The following is a 15,847-nucleotide window of genomic DNA, read 5'->3' as shown; positions in this document are numbered from 1 at the left end:
CCGTTGAGGCAGTCTTTTCCCTCGTGGGGAGCGTTCCGAATCAGGGTGGCGCCGGGCCGGCGCACATGGTCGTGTGCGGGGACGACGGTCTCGCGCACCGGCTGGCCGCCGAGTTGCGCACGGTGTACGGCGAGCAGGTCACCCTCGTCGTACCGCCGAACATACGTATCGCCAGGCCGCCGGTGGTCGGACGGGCCCGGGCCGCGTCGGCCGCGCTGTTCGACCGGGTGGTCAGCGCCGCCGTCGGGCGGGCCAACGGTACCGGTGGCCAGGGTGCGGCCGGCGGCGCGGGCGGCAGCGGTCCGGCCGTCGGGGAAGGCCCGCGCGGGGAGCGGGTGTTGGAGGCCGTCGAGGCCACCGAGGCGGTGCTCGCCGACGCGGGCGTGGAGCGGGCCGCCGCGCTGGCGCTGGTGTACGACGACGACGAGACCAACATCCGGGCCGCCCTGACCGCGCGCCGGCTGAACCCGCGACTGCGCCTGGTGCTGCGCCTGTACAACCGGCGGTTGGGCCAGCACATCGAGGAACTCCTCGACCAGGCGGCCGCGTTGGCGATCGGCGGCACGGACGGCGACGCGGACGGCGGCGGGGGCGACACCTCCACGACCGTGCTCTCCGACGCCGACACCGCCGCGCCCGCGCTCGCGGCCACCTCGCTCGCCGGGAACGGCAAGGTGATCCAGACCGACGGACTGGTGCTGCGGGCGGTGGAACGGCCGCCTGCCGGGACCGTGCCCCGGCAGGACGGCCCCGGCCGGGGGCTGTGCGCGCTGGCGCTGCTCTCGGTGAACAACGACAACAACGGTCCCGAACCGGCCGGGGGCGGCGGCGAGCACGGGCCGCGACTGCTGCCGGACGACGCGGAGGTACGTGCCGCGGGCGAGCGGGGCGTGCTGGTGCTGGAGCAGGTGTCGACGTCCACGGGGGCGGTCTCGCCGAACGGCCGCCGGGGCGGTGTCGTACCGCCGCTCGCCTCGCTGTTCTCGCGGCGGCTGCGGTGGTCGCTGGCCGGGCTCGTGGGGTGCGTGGTCGCGCTGGCGATCGCGTTGTCGGTGGTGACGGGCATCCATCCGCTACGGGCCTTCTACTACACGCTCCTCGATCTGTTCGCCATCGACGATCCCGCGACGGGGGCCTCGCCTGCGCGGCAGATCCTTCAGTTGCTGTCCGCGCTGATGGGCCTGCTGTTGCTGCCGGTGCTGCTGGCGGCGGTGCTGGAGGCGCTGGGGACCTTCCGGACCGCGTCCGCGCTGCGGAAGCCGCCCCGGGGGCTGGGCGGGCACGTCGTGCTGCTCGGGCTGGGGAAGATCGGCACACGGGTGCTGACGCGGCTGCGGGAGCTGCATGTCCCCGTGGTGTGCGTCGAGTCCGACCCCGAGGCGCGCGGGCTGGCGGTGGCGCGGCGGCTGCGGGTGCCGGTGGTGCTCGGGGACGTCACCCAGGAAGGGGTCCTGGAGGCCGCGAAGATCCACCGGGCGCACGCGCTGCTCGCGGTGACCAGCGCGGACACCACGAACCTGGAGGCCGTGCTGTACGCGCGGTCCGTGCGGCCGGACCTGAAGGCGGTGCTGCGGCTGTACGACGACGACTTCGCGACGGCCGTGTACCGGACGCTGCGGGCCGCGCATCCGCACGCGATCACGCGGAGCCGGAGCGTGTCGTATCTGGCGGCGCCGTCCTTCGCGGGGGCGATGCTGGGGCGGCAGATCCTCGGGGCGGTCCCGGTGGAGCGGAAGGTGCTGCTGGTGGCGGTGGTGGAGGTGGGCGGCCATCCGCAGCTGGAGGGGCGGACGGTGGACGGGGCGTTCCGGGCGGGAGCCTGGCGGGTGCTGGCGATCGAGGGCCGGCCGGGGGTCGCCGCCGGGGACCTCGTGCTGCGGGACGGCGACCGGGCCGTGGTGGCAGCCACGCGCAGGGGGCTGGCGGAGCTGTCGGGCCGGGTGCCGCCGACCCACCCCGCCGACTCGGTCGGTTGAGCGGCGGGGTCCGGGACGCTTCTACAGCGCTTCCGCCGGCGCTCCCTTCAGGTGGCGCTCCGCGAACTCCATCTCCAGTCCGAGCTGCTTGATGCGTTCGTCCACGACCAGGGAGCCGTGGCCGGCGTCGTAGCGGTAGACCTCGTGGACGGCGGAGCGGGCCGCGAGGCGGTCGACGTAGTTGTCGATCTGGCGGATGGGGCAGCGGGGGTCGTTGAGGCCGGCCGAGAGGTAGACCGGAGCCTTCACGTCGTCGACGTACGTCAGCGGGGAGGACGCGGCGAAGCGGTCGGGGACCTCCTCCGGGGTGCCGCCCAGCAGCGTGCGGTCCATCGCCTTCAGCGACTCCATCTCGTCGTGGTACGCCGTGACGTAGTCGGCGACCGGGACCACGGCGATCCCCACCGACCAGGCGTCCGGCTGGGTGCCGAGGCCGAGGAGGGTCAGGTAGCCGCCCCAGGAGCCGCCGGTGAGGACCAGGCGGTCGGGGTCGGCGAGGCCGGACTCGATCGCCCAGTCGCGGACCGCCGCCACGTCCTCCAGCTCGATCAGGCCGACCCGGTGCTTCAGCGCGTCCGTCCAGGCGCGGCCGTAGCCCGTGGAGCCCCGGTAGTTGATGCGGACCACCGCGTAGCCGTGGTCCACCCAGGCCGCCGGGCCCGCCGCGAAGCTGTCGCTGTCGTGCCAGGTCGGGCCGCCGTGCAGGTCGAAGACGGTCGGCAGCGGACCGGTCGCGCCCGCCGGCTTCTGGATCAGGGCGTGGATGACCCCGCCGGGGCCCTCCACCCACGCGTCCGAGACGGGGACGGACGGCGGGCACTTCATGCCGGGCGGGTCGAGGACGATCCCGCCCGTCGTGGAGCGGACCACGGGCGGCTCGGCGGCCGAGGACCACAGGTACTCGACGGTGCCGTCGGGCCGGGCCGTGGCACCGGAGACGGAACCGGCCGGGGTGGGGATCGCGGTCAGCCCGCCCGTGGCCAGGTCGTAGCGGTAGAGGTCGCTGCGGGCCCTGTGGCTGTGGACGATGAGCAGGGCGCTGCCGTCCGGGTACCACTCCGCGCCCACGTCACCGGGCAGGTCCAGGGTCAGCTCGGTCTGCTCCCCGGAGACGACGTCCCAGACCAGCGGTTCCCAACGGCCGCGCCGCTGGTGCCCGATGAGCAGCCGCGGGTCGCCCTCGACCGGGGCGAAGCCCAGCACCTCCAGGCCCAGCTCCTCCTCGCCGCCCCTGGTGTCGTCCAGCTCCGCGACCGTCGAGCCGTCCGGGCGGACCACGCGCAGCGCCGAGTGCATCGCGTCGCCGTGCTCGGTGTGCTCGATCGCGATCAGCGAGCCGTCGTGGGAGAGGTCGCCGACCCCCGCGGACTCGTGGTGGCGGTAGATCTCCAGCGGCTTCTGACCCGCTCTGGCCAGGTGGATCGTCGTACCCTCGTCGTCCGTGGACCGGCCCACGACCGCCGTCCGGCCGTCCCGGCCCAGCGCCAGGCCGGAGGGGTACGACGGCTCCAGGCCGGGCGTCGCCTCCTCGTCCGGGCCGCCCGCGAAGGGCTGCCGGCGCCAGACGCCGAACTCGTCGCCGTCCTTGTCGTCGAACCACCAGATCCACGCGCCGTCCGGGGAGAGCAGCCCGTCCGTCGTGCCGTTCGGCCGGTTCGTCGCCTGGCGCTGCTCCCCGCTCGCGCGGTCCCAGGCGTACAGCTCGTACGTCCCCGTCGCGTTCGACACGAACAGGGAACGGTCGGGGGCGTCCTCCGCCCAGTCCGGCAGGGAGACCCGCGGGGCGCGGAACCTCTTCTCCCAGTCCGGCATGTCGCTCTCACTCATGGCCGCAGTCATGGCCCCATAGTGCCTGGCTCGGCCCACAACGCGCTGGCAGGTACCCCCAGCCTGTGGATAACTTTGCGCACCCCACCCCGAACCACCCGCAAAGCGCCCCGTACCGTGGACGGCGTGTACCGCTTCCTGCTGACACCCCGCTGGTGGGGCATCAACGTCTTCGTGCTGCTCGCCATCCCGTTCTGCATCTTCATGGGGTCGTGGCAGCTGAGCCGGTTCGAGGCCCGGGTGGAGAGCCACCACGAGGCGACCGAGCAGGTCCAGGAAGCGAAGACGGAGGCGCCCCGGCCGCTGGCCGACCTGCTCCCGGTCGACCAGGGCACCTCGGGCAAGCGGGCCACCGTCACCGGCCGGTACGACAAGCAGCTGCTGGTGCCGGACCGTCAGCTCGACGGCAAGGACGGCTTCTACGTCCTGACCATGCTGCGCACCGACTCCGGCAGGGCCCTGCCCGTGGTGCGCGGCTGGCTGCCCGGCCGGGCCGACGCGGCGAAGGCGCCCGCCGCGCCCGCCGGCGAGGTCACCGTCACCGGCGCGCTCCAGGCCAACGAGACGCCCGGGGACAACGGCGTCAGCTCCACGGGCGGGCTGCCGTCCGGGCAGACGGCGGCGATCAGCTCGGCCTCACTGGTCAACCTGGTGCCGTACCGGGTGTACGACGCCTGGATCACCCTGGACAAGGCCGACTCGGGGATGACGGCCGTGCCGGCGACCGCGCCGGACAACTCCGGACTCGACCTGAAGGCGTTCCAGAACCTCGGCTACACCGGTGAGTGGTTCGTGTTCGCGGGGTTCGTGGTGTTCATGTGGTTCCGGCTGCTGCGCCGCGAGGTGGAGTTCGAGCGGGACGCGGCCCTGGGGATCGTCCCGGAGGAAGAGCCCGTCGGGATCTGACCGCCGCCGCGGTCACTGCGCCGCCAGGACCCCGGTCCAGTAGACCGTCCCGGCACACGCGTCGGTCACCGTCGCCGAGCCGGTCGGGGAACCCGCCTCCGGGGTGTACGAGACGGCGATGCTGCCGTCGGCCGTGCCGTCCTCGGTGAGCAACTGGGTGGTGACGCCCTCCGAGCCGGTACTGGTCGTCCCCGTGCTGGTGCTCGCGTCGTCCGAGGGGCTCGGGGAGGCCGTGGTGCCGCCGGTGTCGGTGGAACCGGTGCCGGAACCGCTGGTCGGGCAGGCCGCCGAGGGCACGAAGCCGAACTTCTCCTCGTAGGCCGCGCCGGGCGCCAGGACCAGACCGGTCAGCTCGGTGGCGGGGTCGGGCAGTCCGGCCGCCGCGTCCCCCGAGACGTGCCGGACGGCGCTGACCTTGGTGGCGTCGGCCGCGCCCTGCGCGAGCAGGCCCACGCTGCCGGGGCCGCCGACCGTGCAGCTGGCCGCGGAGACGTTCACGACGCGGAAGGTGCCGTAGACGACGCCGGCCGAGTCGGGGGCGTCGACGGTGGAGGTCGGGGTGCCGAGCTGGGCCGAGGTGCAGACGGGGGCGCTGCCGGCGGCACTGGCGGTGGGGACGACCTTGGTGCCGTCGCCGGTCCCGGTGCTCTCGCTCTTGCCGCCGGCCTTGCCGCCGCCGGTGCTCTGGTCGGTGGCGCTCTGGCCGCCGGAGCCGCCGGCGGTGCCGGCGCCGCCGTCCGGGTTCTTGCCGCCGGTGGCGCCGCCCTGGGCCTGGGAGGCCTGGCCGGCCATGGAGGTGTTGGGGTCGGTGCCGCCGGAGTTGGAGACGTGCACGAGCGCGGGGATCGCGGTGCCGATGAACAGCGCGGCGGCGGCCATGCCGACGGCGGCCTGCCGCTTGCGGGCCCGGCGGGCGGGCACCGCGCGGCGCAGGTGGTCGAGGCTGCCGTCGCGCGGTGCGAGGTCGTCGACGGCGGAGTGCAGCAGCCGCCGCAACGCCATCTCGTCCGTACCGAGCCCGTCCAGCGCGTGCACACCGTCGAGCCCGTCGAGGCCTTCGAGCCCGTCCAGACCGCCGAGACCGCCGAGACCGTCGCGACCTTCCAGACCGCCGAGACCTTCGCGGCCGTCCAGATCTTCGCGGCCGAGGTCGCGCAGCCCCGCGGTGCCGGTCGGCCCGTCGGTGCCGGTCGGTTCGTCGGTGCCGCGCGGGCCTTCAGCCTCGCTCCCGGTCTCCGGGGCGACGCTCCCGGTCTCCAGGCCGACGCTCCGGGTCTCCGGGGCGACGCTCCCGGTCTCCGGGCCGTCCGGGTCCTCGGAGCCGCCCGGCCTCTCAAGGCTGTCGGGCCCCTCAAGGCTGTCCGGTCCCTCGGAGCCGCCCTGGGTCTCCGGGCCGGCGGCGCCGGGCCCGGAGTCGGGGCCGTGCCCGCTCCCGAGCCCCTCGGGGCCCTTTTCTTCGGGGCCGTGGTTCACAGTTCCGTTCCCAGCGTGCGATTGCGTGTGCTCGTTCTCGTGGTCCCGTGCCGGAACATCCGCGCGACCGGGGTCGTCGTCGCGCATCGGCTCGTGCCAAGCGTAGGGCTCGTGGCGGTCATGCGAGCCGCCTCCCTCGGGGCTGTCCGTCATACCGTCGACTCCATCGCCACGCGCAGGGCGGCGATGCCCCGCGAGCCGTACGCCTTCACCGAGCCCAGCGAGATGCCGAGCGTCTCGGCGACCTGGGCCTCGGTCATGTCGGCGAAGTAGCGCAGCACCAGGACCTCGCGCTGGCGGCGTTGCAGGCCCTTCATCGCCTTGATGAGGTCGCGCCGCTCCAGCTGGTCGTAGGCGCCCTCCTCCGCGCTCGCCATGTCGGGCATGGGCTTGGAGAGGAGCTTGAGGCCGAGTATCCGGCGGCGCAGCGCGGAGCGGGAGAGGTTGACGACGGTCTGGCGCAGGTACGCCAGGGTCTTCTCCGGGTCGCGGACACGCTTGCGGGCGGAGTGGACGCGGATGAACGCCTCCTGCACGACGTCCTCGCAGGAGGCGGTGTCGTCGAGGAGCAGGGCGGCGAGGCCGAGGAGCGAGCGGTAGTGCGCCCGGTACGTCTCGGTGAGGTGGTCGACGGTGGTGCCGGCGGCCACCGTCTCGTCGGCGCCGTCGCGCTGGCTGGGTACGCGGGTGGGCCGCGCCGCGGGCATGGGCGCGATCACCGGCATGCCGCCGGCCGTGCCGGGCATCCGGGAGCGCAGGCCGGCGCGGGGCGGCCGCAGGGCCGTCGCGCCGCGCGGCGCAGTGAGTTCGAGTACCTCTGCCACGCCAGTTGGACACGTTCACCCCCGCCGGGGTTGTACGTGCCGCGCGTCACTTTTGTGTCGGGCATGCCGGGTGGGCCGGCCGGCACGGTCGGCACCGCTCGTCGCGCGTCCGGCGGCAGCACACCGGAGGGTGCCTCGAATGCCGTCATGCGTCCCGCTCTTCCCCTGTGTCCCATATGAACGGGCGTCCCCACGCCCCGATCACGGCGTCCCCACGCCAGGATCATGCGCCCCACGGCCCGGAGGCCGGTCGCGTAAGCGCCCCGTAAGAGCGCGCTCGCAAAGACGCTCCCCGCCGTCCGCGTGGTTGCGGAGGACGGGGAGGAAAATCTTCGAACGCCGAGGGCTCGGGATTCAAGAGGTCCGGACCATGCTCCGGACCACATTCCTTACGGAGATCCTACCGACGAACCCGCGTCCGGCCTGGGCATTTACCGTGTACACCGGCTGTTCACACAAACTCCGCGATTCCTGAACGGCCGGTCAGTTCGGCGGCGACCAGCTCGGCGATCTGGGCGGTGTTCAGCGCGGCGCCCTTGCGGAGGTTGTCCCCGCAGACGAACAGTTCGAGCGCGGTCGGGTCGTCGAGCGCCCGCCGCACCCGTCCGACCCAGGTCGGATCGGTGCCGACGACGTCGGCCGGGGTCGGGAACTCCCCGGCGGCCGGGTTGTCGAAGAGGACGACGCCCGGGGCCGTGTCGAGGATCTCCCGGGCCTTGTCGACCGTGACCGCGGCCTGGAAGCGGGCGTGCACGGTCAGGGAGTGCGTGGTGACGACCGGGACCCGGACGCAGGTGACCGCGACCGGCAGCTTCGGCAGTCCGAGGATCTTGCGGGACTCGTCCCGCACCTTCATCTCCTCCGACGACCAGCCGTCCTCGCGCAGCGAACCGGCCCACGGTACGACGTTCAGCGCGACCGGCTCAGGGAACGGCCCGGTGCGGTCGCCGACCGCCCGCCGCACGTCACCGGGGTGGGTGCCCAGCTCCGTGCCGGCGACCAGGGAGAGCTGGGCGCGCAGTGTCTCCACGCCGGCCCGCCCGGCCCCGCTCACCGCCTGGTAGGAGGAGACCACCAGCTCGCGCAGCCCGAACTCGGCGTGCAGCGCGCCCAGGGCGACGATCATCGACAGGGTGGTGCAGTTGGGGTTGGCGATGATCCCGCGCGGGCGGTTGCGGGCGCAGTGCGGGTTGACCTCGGGGACGACCAGCGGCACCCGGGGGTCCATCCGGAAGGCGCCGGAGTTGTCGACGACGACCGCGCCGCGGGCCGCCGCGACCGGCGCCCAGTGCGCGGCGACGTCGTCGGGGACGTCGAACATCGCGACGTCGATGCCGTCGAAGGCCTCCTCCGACAGCGCCACCACCTCGACCTCCTGCCCGCGCACGGCCAGCTTGCGGCCGGCCGAGCGCGGGGAGGCGAGCAGGCGGATCTCGCCCCAGACGTCCGCCCGCTGGGACAGGATCCGGAGCATGACCGAGCCGACGGCCCCGGTCGCTCCCACGACCGCGAGCGCCGGCTTGCCGGTCGGTGCCATCAGCGGCCCGTACCCCCGTAGACGACGGCCTCGTCGCTGTCGGAGTCGAGGCCGAAGGCGGAGTGCACGGCGCGCACGGCCTCCGGGACGTCGTCGGCGCGGGTGACGACCGAGATGCGGATCTCGGAGGTCGAGATCAGCTCGATGTTCACGCCCGCGTCGGACAGCGCCTCGAAGAAGGAGGCGGTGACGCCCGGGTTGGTCTTCATGCCCGCGCCGACCAGCGAGATCTTGCCGATCTGGTCGTCGTAGCGCAGCGAGTCGAAGCCGATGCCGGAGCGGTTGCGCTCCAGCGCGTCGATCGCCTTACGGCCCTCGGTCTTCGGGAGCGTGAAGGAGATGTCCGTCAGGCCGGTGGCGGCGGCGGACACGTTCTGCACGACCATGTCGATGTTGATCGCGGCGTCGGCGATGGTCCGGAAGATGGCGGCGGCCTCACCCGGCTTGTCCGGCACGCCGACGACCGTGATCTTGGCCTCGGAGGTGTCGTGTGCGACACCGGAGATGATGGCCTGCTCCACCTTCTTGTCCCCAATCGGCTTGCTGCTGACCCACGTGCCCTGCAGTCCGCTGAAGCTGGAGCGGACGTGGATCGGGATGTTGTAGCGGCGCGCGTACTCCACACAGCGGTGGAGCAGCACCTTGGAACCGGAGGCGGCGAGCTCCAGCATGTCCTCGAAGGAGATCCAGTCGATCTTCCGCGCCTTCTTCACCACGCGCGGGTCGGCGGTGAACACACCGTCGACGTCGGTGTAGATCTCGCAGACCTCGGCGTCGAGCGCGGCGGCGAGGGCGACGGCGGTCGTGTCGGACCCGCCGCGTCCCAGCGTGGTGATGTCCTTCTTGTCCGCGCTGACGCCCTGGAAGCCGGCGACGATGGCGATGTTGCCCTCGTCCAGCGCGGTCCTGATCCGCCCCGGCGTGACGTCGATGATCCGGGCTTTGTTGTGGACCGAGTCGGTGATGACGCCTGCCTGGCTGCCGGTGAACGACTGGGCCTCGTGGCCCAGGTTTTTGATCGCCATGGCCAGCAGTGCCATGGAGATACGCTCTCCGGCGGTCAGCAGCATGTCGAACTCACGCCCGGCAGGCATCGGGGATACCTGCTCGGCGAGATCGATCAGCTCGTCCGTCGTGTCGCCCATCGCGGAAACGACGACAACCACCTGGTTGCCGTTCTTCTTCGCTTCCACGATCCGCTTGGCGACGCGCTTGATGCCCTCGGCATCGGCTACGGAGGAGCCTCCGTACTTCTGCACGACAAGGCCCACGTGCGCTCCTCGCTCGGTTCGTTTGTGTCGGCTCAGTTTAACGAGCGTCCGAAATCCACCGGCCTGCTCCCGCATGGTGAGACTGGTCCGGACTCCGTGCTCGCAGCCGGAACCTGCCCAGGGAACGGGCGGCCACGCGGAAAAGTGCCCTGCCTCACAGTCGGGCCGCCCGACTGGCGGCCGTCACTGGTGTAGCCAGTTGCAGCATGACGACGACGTTGATACCCCTGACCGGGATCGTGCTGCTCGGTGCGAGTGTGCAGTGGCTGACGGGGATGGGCTTCGCCCTGGTAGCCGTACCGGCGCTGATCCTGCTCCTCGGTCCGGCCACCGGGGTCGCCCTCGCGAACTGCGCGGCCGGCGCGATCAGCGTGGTGGGCCTGGCGGGCGGTCGCCGCCGGGTCCGTCCGGCGGCGATGGTCCCCCTCTGCGCGGCGGCGGCCTGCACGGTCCCGGCGGGCACCTGGGTCACCCGGCGGCTCCCGCAGCCGTGGCTCCTGCTGCTGATGGGTGCCCTCGTCACGGCCGCCGTCCTCCTCGTCATGCGAGGCGCGCGGCTGCCGGCCCTGCGCGGCCGGGCGGGCGCGCTGACGGCGGGCGCGGCGGGCGGCTTCATGAACTCCGCGGCGGGCGTCGGCGGCCCTGCGGTCTCCCTCTACGCGCTCAACGCGGGCTGGACGATCCGGGAGTTCGTCCCCAACGCCCAGTTCTACGGCGTCGTCGTCAACGCCTTCTCGGTCACGGCGAACGGCGTGCCGGCGCTGAGCCCGGCGGAGTGGACGGCGGTGGGTACGGCCCTGGTGGCCGGAGCCCTGATCGGCCGCGCCGTCTCCGACCGCCTGCCCGAACACCACGCCCGCCGCCTCGTGCTCCTCCTCGCCCTGACCGGAGGCCTCACAGCGATGACGAAGGGCGCGTGGACGCTGTGAGGCGGGGGCGGGGACCAGCGAAGGAGGCCAGGTCCTCGCGGGCGACGGTGGACGTGCTACTTGACCGGTCCCAGGCCGAGGGCTCCGCCGATCTCCTGCTGCATGACCTGGCCCGCTTCGAATTCGAGGGTTTCGTCGCCGACCGTGGCCTGGTCGGTGTCGAGGCCGTCGAGTTCTTCGAGGGGCTGGTTGAGGCGGACGTGGATGAGGATGGACTGGAGGGCGCGCAGGACCGCGGAGGCGGTGGGGCCCCAGTTGGAGAAGTAGGAGAACTGCCACCACCACAGGGCCTCCGTGACGCGGCCCGCGCGGTAGTGGGCCATGCCGTGGCGGAGGTCGGTGACGATGTCGGCCAGGTCGTCCGAGAGCCGGGCCGGTACGGGGGCCTTGCGCGGCTCGTAGGGGTCGAAGACCTCGGAGTAGACGTCGATGGGGTCCAGCAGGCGCGCGAAGTTCTCGCGGAGCTGGTCCACGTCCGGCTCCGGACCCGAGTCCGGCTCGTAGCGCTCGTCGGGGACGATGTCCTCGTGCGCGCCGAGACGGCCGCCGGCCAGCAGGAGCTGGGAGACCTCCAGCAGGAGGAAGGGCACCGCGGAGTCCGGCTCGTCGCCCTTCGCCACCTCGGTGACGGCCACCAGGAAGCTCTCCACCTGGTCGGCGATCTGGACCGAGAAGTCGTCGGGGTCCGGCGCGGTCGCGTGCAGTGTGGCGTCAGACATCTAGGAGTCGTCTCCCCTCGAAGGCGCGGCCGAGGGTGACCTCGTCCGCGTATTCCAGGTCGCCGCCCACCGGGAGGCCGCTGGCCAGGCGGGTGACCTTCAGGCCCATGGGTTTGATCATGCGGGCGAGGTACGTGGCCGTCGCCTCGCCTTCGAGATTGGGGTCCGTGGCCAGGATCAGCTCGGTGACCGTGCCGTCGGCCAGACGGGCGAGGAGTTCCCTGATCCGCAGGTCGTCGGGGCCCACGCCCTCGATCGGGCTGATCGCGCCGCCCAGCACGTGGTAGCGGCCGCGGAACTCCCGGGTGCGCTCGACGGCGACGACGTCCTTCGGCTCCTCCACCACGCAGATCACCGTCGCGTCGCGGCGGGCGTCACGGCAGATGTTGCACAGCTCCTCCTGTGCCACGTTGCCGCAGGTCGCGCAGAAGCGGACCTTCGCCTTCACCTCCATGAGGGCCTGGGCGAGACGCCGTACGTCCGTCGGCTCGGCCTGGAGGATGTGGAAGGCGATCCGCTGCGCGCTCTTGGGACCGACGCCGGGCAGTCGCCCCAGCTCGTCGATGAGGTCCTGGACCACGCCTTCGTACAACGGACTGCCCTTCCTGGAGTCTTTCGGTACGTACCGTAGTTGGCTGCCGCCTGTCCTAGGAAGGCGGTACGGGTGACGCGCCCGTGACGAACATCAGAACGGCAGGCCCGGGATGCCGGTGCCGCCGCCCAGACCCTGCGCCAGCGGGCCGAGCTTCTGGGACTGGAGCGCCTGGGCGTTCGCGTTCGCCGCCTGGACGGCCGCGACGACCAGGTCGGCGAGGGTCTCGGTGTCCTCCGGGTCCACCGCCTTCGGGTCGATCTTCAGCGCGCGCAGCTCGCCCGCGCCGGTCACGGTGGCCGTCACCAGACCGCCGCCGGCCTGACCGTCGACCTCCGTGTTCGCCAGCTCCTCCTGGGCCCGCGCCAGGTCCTGCTGCATCTTCTGGGCCTGCTGGAGCAGCTGCTGCATGTTGGGCTGGCCACCACCGGGGATCACGATCAGCTCCTTCGTCTCGCTCTGCTGTGCATGAGCCTACGTGGTTGACGCAGCCATCGCCCCGCCACTCTTTCGGGTGAGAATCCCGATAGGTCCATACCTGATCAAGGCCCACTTCAGGGCGTAAAAGCGGAGAAAGCAGAGCCTTAGCCACCCATTGGGCGGTAGGAAGGGTGCCCGTCGTCAGCATCCATCAGTAGGGAGTGCCGGGTGGGTCAGCCGGAGATGCAGCCCGAGGGACCGCCTCAGGACGGGCGGGGCGAGGGCGCGGCCGGACTGCGGCCGGGTGATCTGGCCGGGCGGGCGTTCCCGCTCGGGGACTGGGGCGAGCCGGCCGAGCGGCTCGACGAGCTGTACCGGTGGGTGGAGCGCGGGGCGCTGGAGACGGCGTCCTGGTACCTGGCGGACCGGGTGTGGAAGCGGCGCGGCGCGCGGGTCCTGCGGTGCGGGGCGGCCGTGGGCGCGGTGCTGGGCGCCGCGCTGCCGCTGCTCGACCTCACCGGGGTGGTCGGCGAGGTGGCGCCCTGGGGCTATCTGGCGCTGCTGCTGGCGGTGGCCTGCCTCGCCGTCGACCGCTTCTTCGGGGTGACGTCCGGCTGGATAAGGGACATGGCGACCGCGCAGGCCGTGCAGCGGCGCCTCCAGGGGCTCCAGTTCGACTGGGCGTCGGAGAGCGTGCGGGAGGTGCTGGGGCCGGCGGAGGGCACGGCGAGCGAGGCGACCGAGCGGTGCCTGGCGGTGCTGCGCCGGTTCTCGGAGGACGTGACCGAGCTGGTCCGCACGGAGACCGCCGACTGGATGGTGGAGTTCCGGACCGGGTCGGCGCCGCTGGCGATCCAGGGCGCGGCGGTGGTGGGGCCGCGGTCGGAGGCGAGCCATCTCAACGGCCGCTTCCCGATGCCGCCGGGCGTCAACGCCCGCCCGAACATGCCCCGGCAGCGACCTCCGGAGCCCCGCTGAGTCCGGCTGAGTCCCGCCTGGTCCCGCCGAGTCCCGCCTGGTCCCGCCGAGTCCGGCCGAGTCCCGCCTAGTCTGGCCGAGTCCCTAGTGGGGCGGCGTCGTGGTGGAGCCGCGTGCCTCCAGGAACGGGGTCACCAGGTCCAGCTCGGCCGGCCGTCCCGGCTCGGCCATGCGGTCCAGGAGGTGCTGGGCGGCGCGGTGGCCGACCTCGTGGCTGGCGTTGTCGACGGTGGTGAGCCAGAGGTGGCGCAGCCGGGAGAGGTACGTGTTGTCGTAGCCGACCAGGGACAGGTCGCGGGGGACCGACAGGCCCGTCTCCTCGGCCGCGGAGAGGGCGCCCACGCAGGTCATGTCGTTGACGGCGAAGACGGCCGTCGGGCGGCGCGGGCGGCTCAGGAGGCGGACCGTGGCGCGGTAGCCGCCCTCCTCCGTGAGGTCGCCCCGCTCCACCACCGCCGAGCCGGCCAGCCCGTGCTCCCGCATCGTCGCCTCGAAGCTGCGCCGGCGCAGCTCGCCGACCGCGCCCTGCCCGGCGATGTGCGCGATGTCCCGGTGGCCCAGGCCGATGAGGTGCTCGGTGGCGAGCCGGGCGCCGAGCCCGTCGTCGTTCGCGACGACGTCCACGGACGGCAGGACGGGTTCCCGGGTGCCGGCCACGACCGTCGGGATGCGGTCGGCCGCCGCGCGCAGCACGCCGGGGTCCGGCAGGGTGCCGACCGCGATCAGGCCGTCCACGCGCAGCTCGGTGAAGGTGTGGGTGAGGTCCTCGCCGAGGCGCCGGTTGAGGTGGCCGTCGGCCAGCAGCATGCGCAGCCCGGCGTCGTACAGCCGCCGGTTCAGGCCGTCGAGGAGTTCCACGAACCAGGGGTTGCGCATGTCGTTCAGCAGGACGCCGACCGTGCGGGTGCGGCGCTCGCTGAGGCTGCGCGCGGCCGCGTTGGGCCGGTAGCCGAGCTCCTCGACGGCGGCGAGCACGGCCCGGCGCTTGTCGTCCCGGACGCCGTCCGCACCGCGCAGCACCAGGGAGACCAGCGACTTGGACACGCCGGCGCGCGCGGCGACGTCCCGGATGGTCGGAGCACTCATGGTGTGGACCGTCTCATATCCATGGACCGTTCCACAGCCCCGGTCGCTTTGTAAAGACGGCCGAATGTCTTGACACCTGCCGAAGTGTCGCCGCATCGTGGGCGGGCAAGTTCTGGAACGGTCCAAAGAAGGGCAGCCCCATGGTGAGTACGCTCGGCGTGGCCGTCGTCGGATTCGGCTGGATGGGACGGGTGCACACCCAGGCCTACCAGCGGGTCGCGCACCACTTCCCGCAGCTGTCCGTGCGGCCGGAGCTGGTCGCCGTCGCCGAGGAGGTGCCGGGGCGGGCCGAGGAGGCCGCGGCGCAGTTCGGGTTCGCCTCGACCACCCGGGACTGGCGCGAGGTCGTCGCCGACCCGCGGGTCCGGGCGGTCAGCATCACCGCGCCGAACTTCCTGCACCGGGAGATCGGCGTGGCGATGGCCGAGGCCGGCAAGCACATCTGGATCGAGAAGCCGGTCGGCCTGACCGCGCAGGACGCCCGGGCGGTGTCGGAGGCGGTGGCCAAGGCCGGGGTGCGGGGCACGGTCGGGTTCAACTACCGCAACGCACCCGCCGTCGCGTACGCCCGTGAGCTGATCGCCTCCGGCGAGCTGGGCACCGTCACCCATGTCCGGATCCGGCTCTTCAGCGACTACGCGGCCCACCCGGACGGGGCGCTGACCTGGCGCTACGAGCGCGCCCGGGGCGGCGGAGGGGTCCTCGGCGACCTCGCCTCGCACGGCGTCGACCTGGCCCGCTTCCTGCTCGGCGACATCGCCTCGCTCGCCGCCGACACCGCCGTCTTCATCCCCGAGCGCGCCCGGCCCGCCGGCGCCACCGCGGGCCACACCCTGGCCACCGGCGGCGAGCCGGGCCCGGTCGAGAACGAGGACTACGTCAACTGCCTGCTGCGCTTCGCGTCGGGCGCCCGGGGCGTCCTGGAGGCCTGCCGGGTCTCGGTCGGCGAGCAGAACAACTACGGCTTCGAGGTGCACGGCACCAGGGGCGCGGTCTTCTGGGACTACCGGCGGATGGGCGAGCTGGGCGTCAGCCGCGGCACCTCGTACCAGGACCAGCCGGTCAGCACGGTGTACGTCGGCCCCGGCCACGGCGAGTACGGCGCCTTCCAGCCCGGCTCGGCCAACGCCATGGGCTACGACGACCTCAAGGTCGTCGAGGCCCGCAACTTCCTGCGCTCCGTCGCCGAGGGCACCTCCCACGGCGCGACCCTGGAGGACGCCGTGCACAGCGCCACCGCCCTGGACGCGATGAGCCGCTCCGCCGAGCAGGGGACGTGGGTGACCCTCGGATGAACCAGGTGAACCAA

14 protein-coding genes are annotated in these 15,847 nt (G+C 72.9%); 5 read left to right on the top strand and 9 right to left on the bottom strand.

Translation table 11 applies throughout. The features are described 5' to 3' along the window. Positions 1-65 precede the first annotated feature (65 nt). Complete coding sequence (locus tag ACZ619_RS09630; RefSeq protein ID WP_469596764.1) at positions 66-1,976, top strand: NAD-binding protein; 1,911 nt, start codon at positions 66-68, stop codon at positions 1,974-1,976. A 21-nt stretch (positions 1,977-1,997) separates the two neighbouring features. On the opposite strand, the gene ACZ619_RS09625 is transcribed toward ACZ619_RS09630, so the two are convergent. Continuing rightward, positions 1,998-3,803, bottom strand: coding sequence for a S9 family peptidase (locus ACZ619_RS09625; RefSeq protein ID WP_469596327.1), 1,806 nt, complete (start codon positions 3,801-3,803; stop codon positions 1,998-2,000). Between the two features lie 126 nt (positions 3,804-3,929). On the opposite strand from ACZ619_RS09625, the gene ACZ619_RS09620 reads away from it, so the two are divergent. Then, the gene (locus ACZ619_RS09620; protein ID WP_469596324.1) at positions 3,930-4,709 is read left to right on the top strand and encodes an SURF1 family protein; all 780 of its coding nucleotides are present in this window, start codon (positions 3,930-3,932) and stop codon (positions 4,707-4,709) included. 12 nt (positions 4,710-4,721) lie between these two features. On the opposite strand, the gene ACZ619_RS09615 is transcribed toward ACZ619_RS09620, so the two are convergent. From ACZ619_RS09615 to ACZ619_RS09600, 4 genes are all read right to left on the bottom strand, one after another. Beyond that, positions 4,722-6,182, bottom strand: coding sequence for a hypothetical protein (locus ACZ619_RS09615; protein ID WP_469596322.1), 1,461 nt, complete (start codon positions 6,180-6,182; stop codon positions 4,722-4,724). 149 nt (positions 6,183-6,331) lie between these two features. Continuing rightward, positions 6,332-7,006, bottom strand: a complete 675-nt coding sequence (locus ACZ619_RS09610; protein WP_469596320.1) for a SigE family RNA polymerase sigma factor — start codon at positions 7,004-7,006, stop codon at positions 6,332-6,334. Positions 7,007-7,457: 451 nt separating this feature from the next. Then, positions 7,458-8,543: an aspartate-semialdehyde dehydrogenase gene (locus ACZ619_RS09605; RefSeq protein WP_469596317.1), complete on the bottom strand. Its 1,086-nt coding sequence runs from the start codon at positions 8,541-8,543 to the stop codon at positions 7,458-7,460. Continuing rightward, positions 8,543-9,814, bottom strand: a complete 1,272-nt coding sequence (locus tag ACZ619_RS09600) for an aspartate kinase (RefSeq protein ID WP_393794277.1) — start codon at positions 9,812-9,814, stop codon at positions 8,543-8,545. Before ACZ619_RS09600 ends, ACZ619_RS09605 begins: the two co-directional genes overlap by 1 nt. Positions 9,815-10,020: 206 nt before the next feature. Between ACZ619_RS09600 and ACZ619_RS09595 the strand changes: the two genes are divergently transcribed. Further along, positions 10,021-10,743, top strand: a complete 723-nt coding sequence (locus ACZ619_RS09595; RefSeq protein WP_469596314.1) for a TSUP family transporter — start codon at positions 10,021-10,023, stop codon at positions 10,741-10,743. A 56-nt stretch (positions 10,744-10,799) separates the two neighbouring features. Here ACZ619_RS09595 and ACZ619_RS09590 read toward each other — a convergent pair whose 3' ends face one another. The 3 genes from ACZ619_RS09590 to ACZ619_RS09580 all read right to left on the bottom strand — a co-directional run bounded on the left by ACZ619_RS09590 (position 10,800) and on the right by ACZ619_RS09580 (position 12,492). Then, the gene (locus ACZ619_RS09590) at positions 10,800-11,462 is read right to left on the bottom strand and encodes a DUF5063 domain-containing protein (RefSeq protein ID WP_469596311.1); all 663 of its coding nucleotides are present in this window, start codon (positions 11,460-11,462) and stop codon (positions 10,800-10,802) included. Next, a complete protein-coding gene (gene recR, locus ACZ619_RS09585; RefSeq protein ID WP_469596309.1) occupies positions 11,455-12,054 on the bottom strand; it encodes a recombination mediator RecR in 600 nt (199 codons plus the stop codon). The genes ACZ619_RS09590 and recR overlap by 8 nt, the downstream gene beginning before the upstream one ends. 93 nt (positions 12,055-12,147) lie before the next feature. Continuing rightward, positions 12,148-12,492 (bottom strand): YbaB/EbfC family nucleoid-associated protein, encoded by a 345-nt coding sequence (locus ACZ619_RS09580; protein WP_469596306.1) that lies wholly within the window; start codon positions 12,490-12,492, stop codon positions 12,148-12,150. A 210-nt stretch (positions 12,493-12,702) separates the two neighbouring features. Between ACZ619_RS09580 and ACZ619_RS09575 the strand changes: the two genes are divergently transcribed. Continuing rightward, complete coding sequence (locus ACZ619_RS09575; RefSeq protein ID WP_469596304.1) at positions 12,703-13,452, top strand: SLATT domain-containing protein; 750 nt, start codon at positions 12,703-12,705, stop codon at positions 13,450-13,452. 84 nt (positions 13,453-13,536) lie between these two features. Here ACZ619_RS09575 and ACZ619_RS09570 read toward each other — a convergent pair whose 3' ends face one another. After that, complete coding sequence (locus ACZ619_RS09570) at positions 13,537-14,538, bottom strand: LacI family DNA-binding transcriptional regulator (RefSeq protein WP_469596302.1); 1,002 nt, start codon at positions 14,536-14,538, stop codon at positions 13,537-13,539. A 140-nt stretch (positions 14,539-14,678) separates the two neighbouring features. Between ACZ619_RS09570 and ACZ619_RS09565 the strand changes: the two genes are divergently transcribed. Further along, a complete protein-coding gene (locus ACZ619_RS09565) occupies positions 14,679-15,833 on the top strand; it encodes a Gfo/Idh/MocA family protein (RefSeq protein WP_469596300.1) in 1,155 nt (384 codons plus the stop codon). The last annotated feature ends 14 nt before the right edge of the window (positions 15,834-15,847 follow it).

Source organism: Streptomyces sp. NPDC104367 (assembly GCF_055583825.1).
The sequence above is the reverse complement of the archived record's forward strand: the minus strand, read 5'-3'. Positions and strand labels throughout refer to the sequence as shown.

Coding starts and splice junctions, on each gene's coding strand:
- ACZ619_RS09565 (WP_469596300.1), top strand. CDS start 14,679: ATGGTGAGTACGCTCGGCGTGGCCGTCGTCGGATTCGGCTGGATGGGA.
- ACZ619_RS09605 (WP_469596317.1), bottom strand. CDS start 8,543: ATGGCACCGACCGGCAAGCCGGCGCTCGCGGTCGTGGGAGCGACCGGG.
- ACZ619_RS09625 (WP_469596327.1), bottom strand. CDS start 3,803: ATGAGTGAGAGCGACATGCCGGACTGGGAGAAGAGGTTCCGCGCCCCG.
- ACZ619_RS09570 (WP_469596302.1), bottom strand. CDS start 14,538: ATGAGTGCTCCGACCATCCGGGACGTCGCCGCGCGCGCCGGCGTGTCC.
- ACZ619_RS09630 (WP_469596764.1), top strand. CDS start 66: ATGGTCGTGTGCGGGGACGACGGTCTCGCGCACCGGCTGGCCGCCGAG.
- ACZ619_RS09590 (WP_469596311.1), bottom strand. CDS start 11,462: ATGTCTGACGCCACACTGCACGCGACCGCGCCGGACCCCGACGACTTC.
- ACZ619_RS09595 (WP_469596314.1), top strand. CDS start 10,021: ATGACGACGACGTTGATACCCCTGACCGGGATCGTGCTGCTCGGTGCG.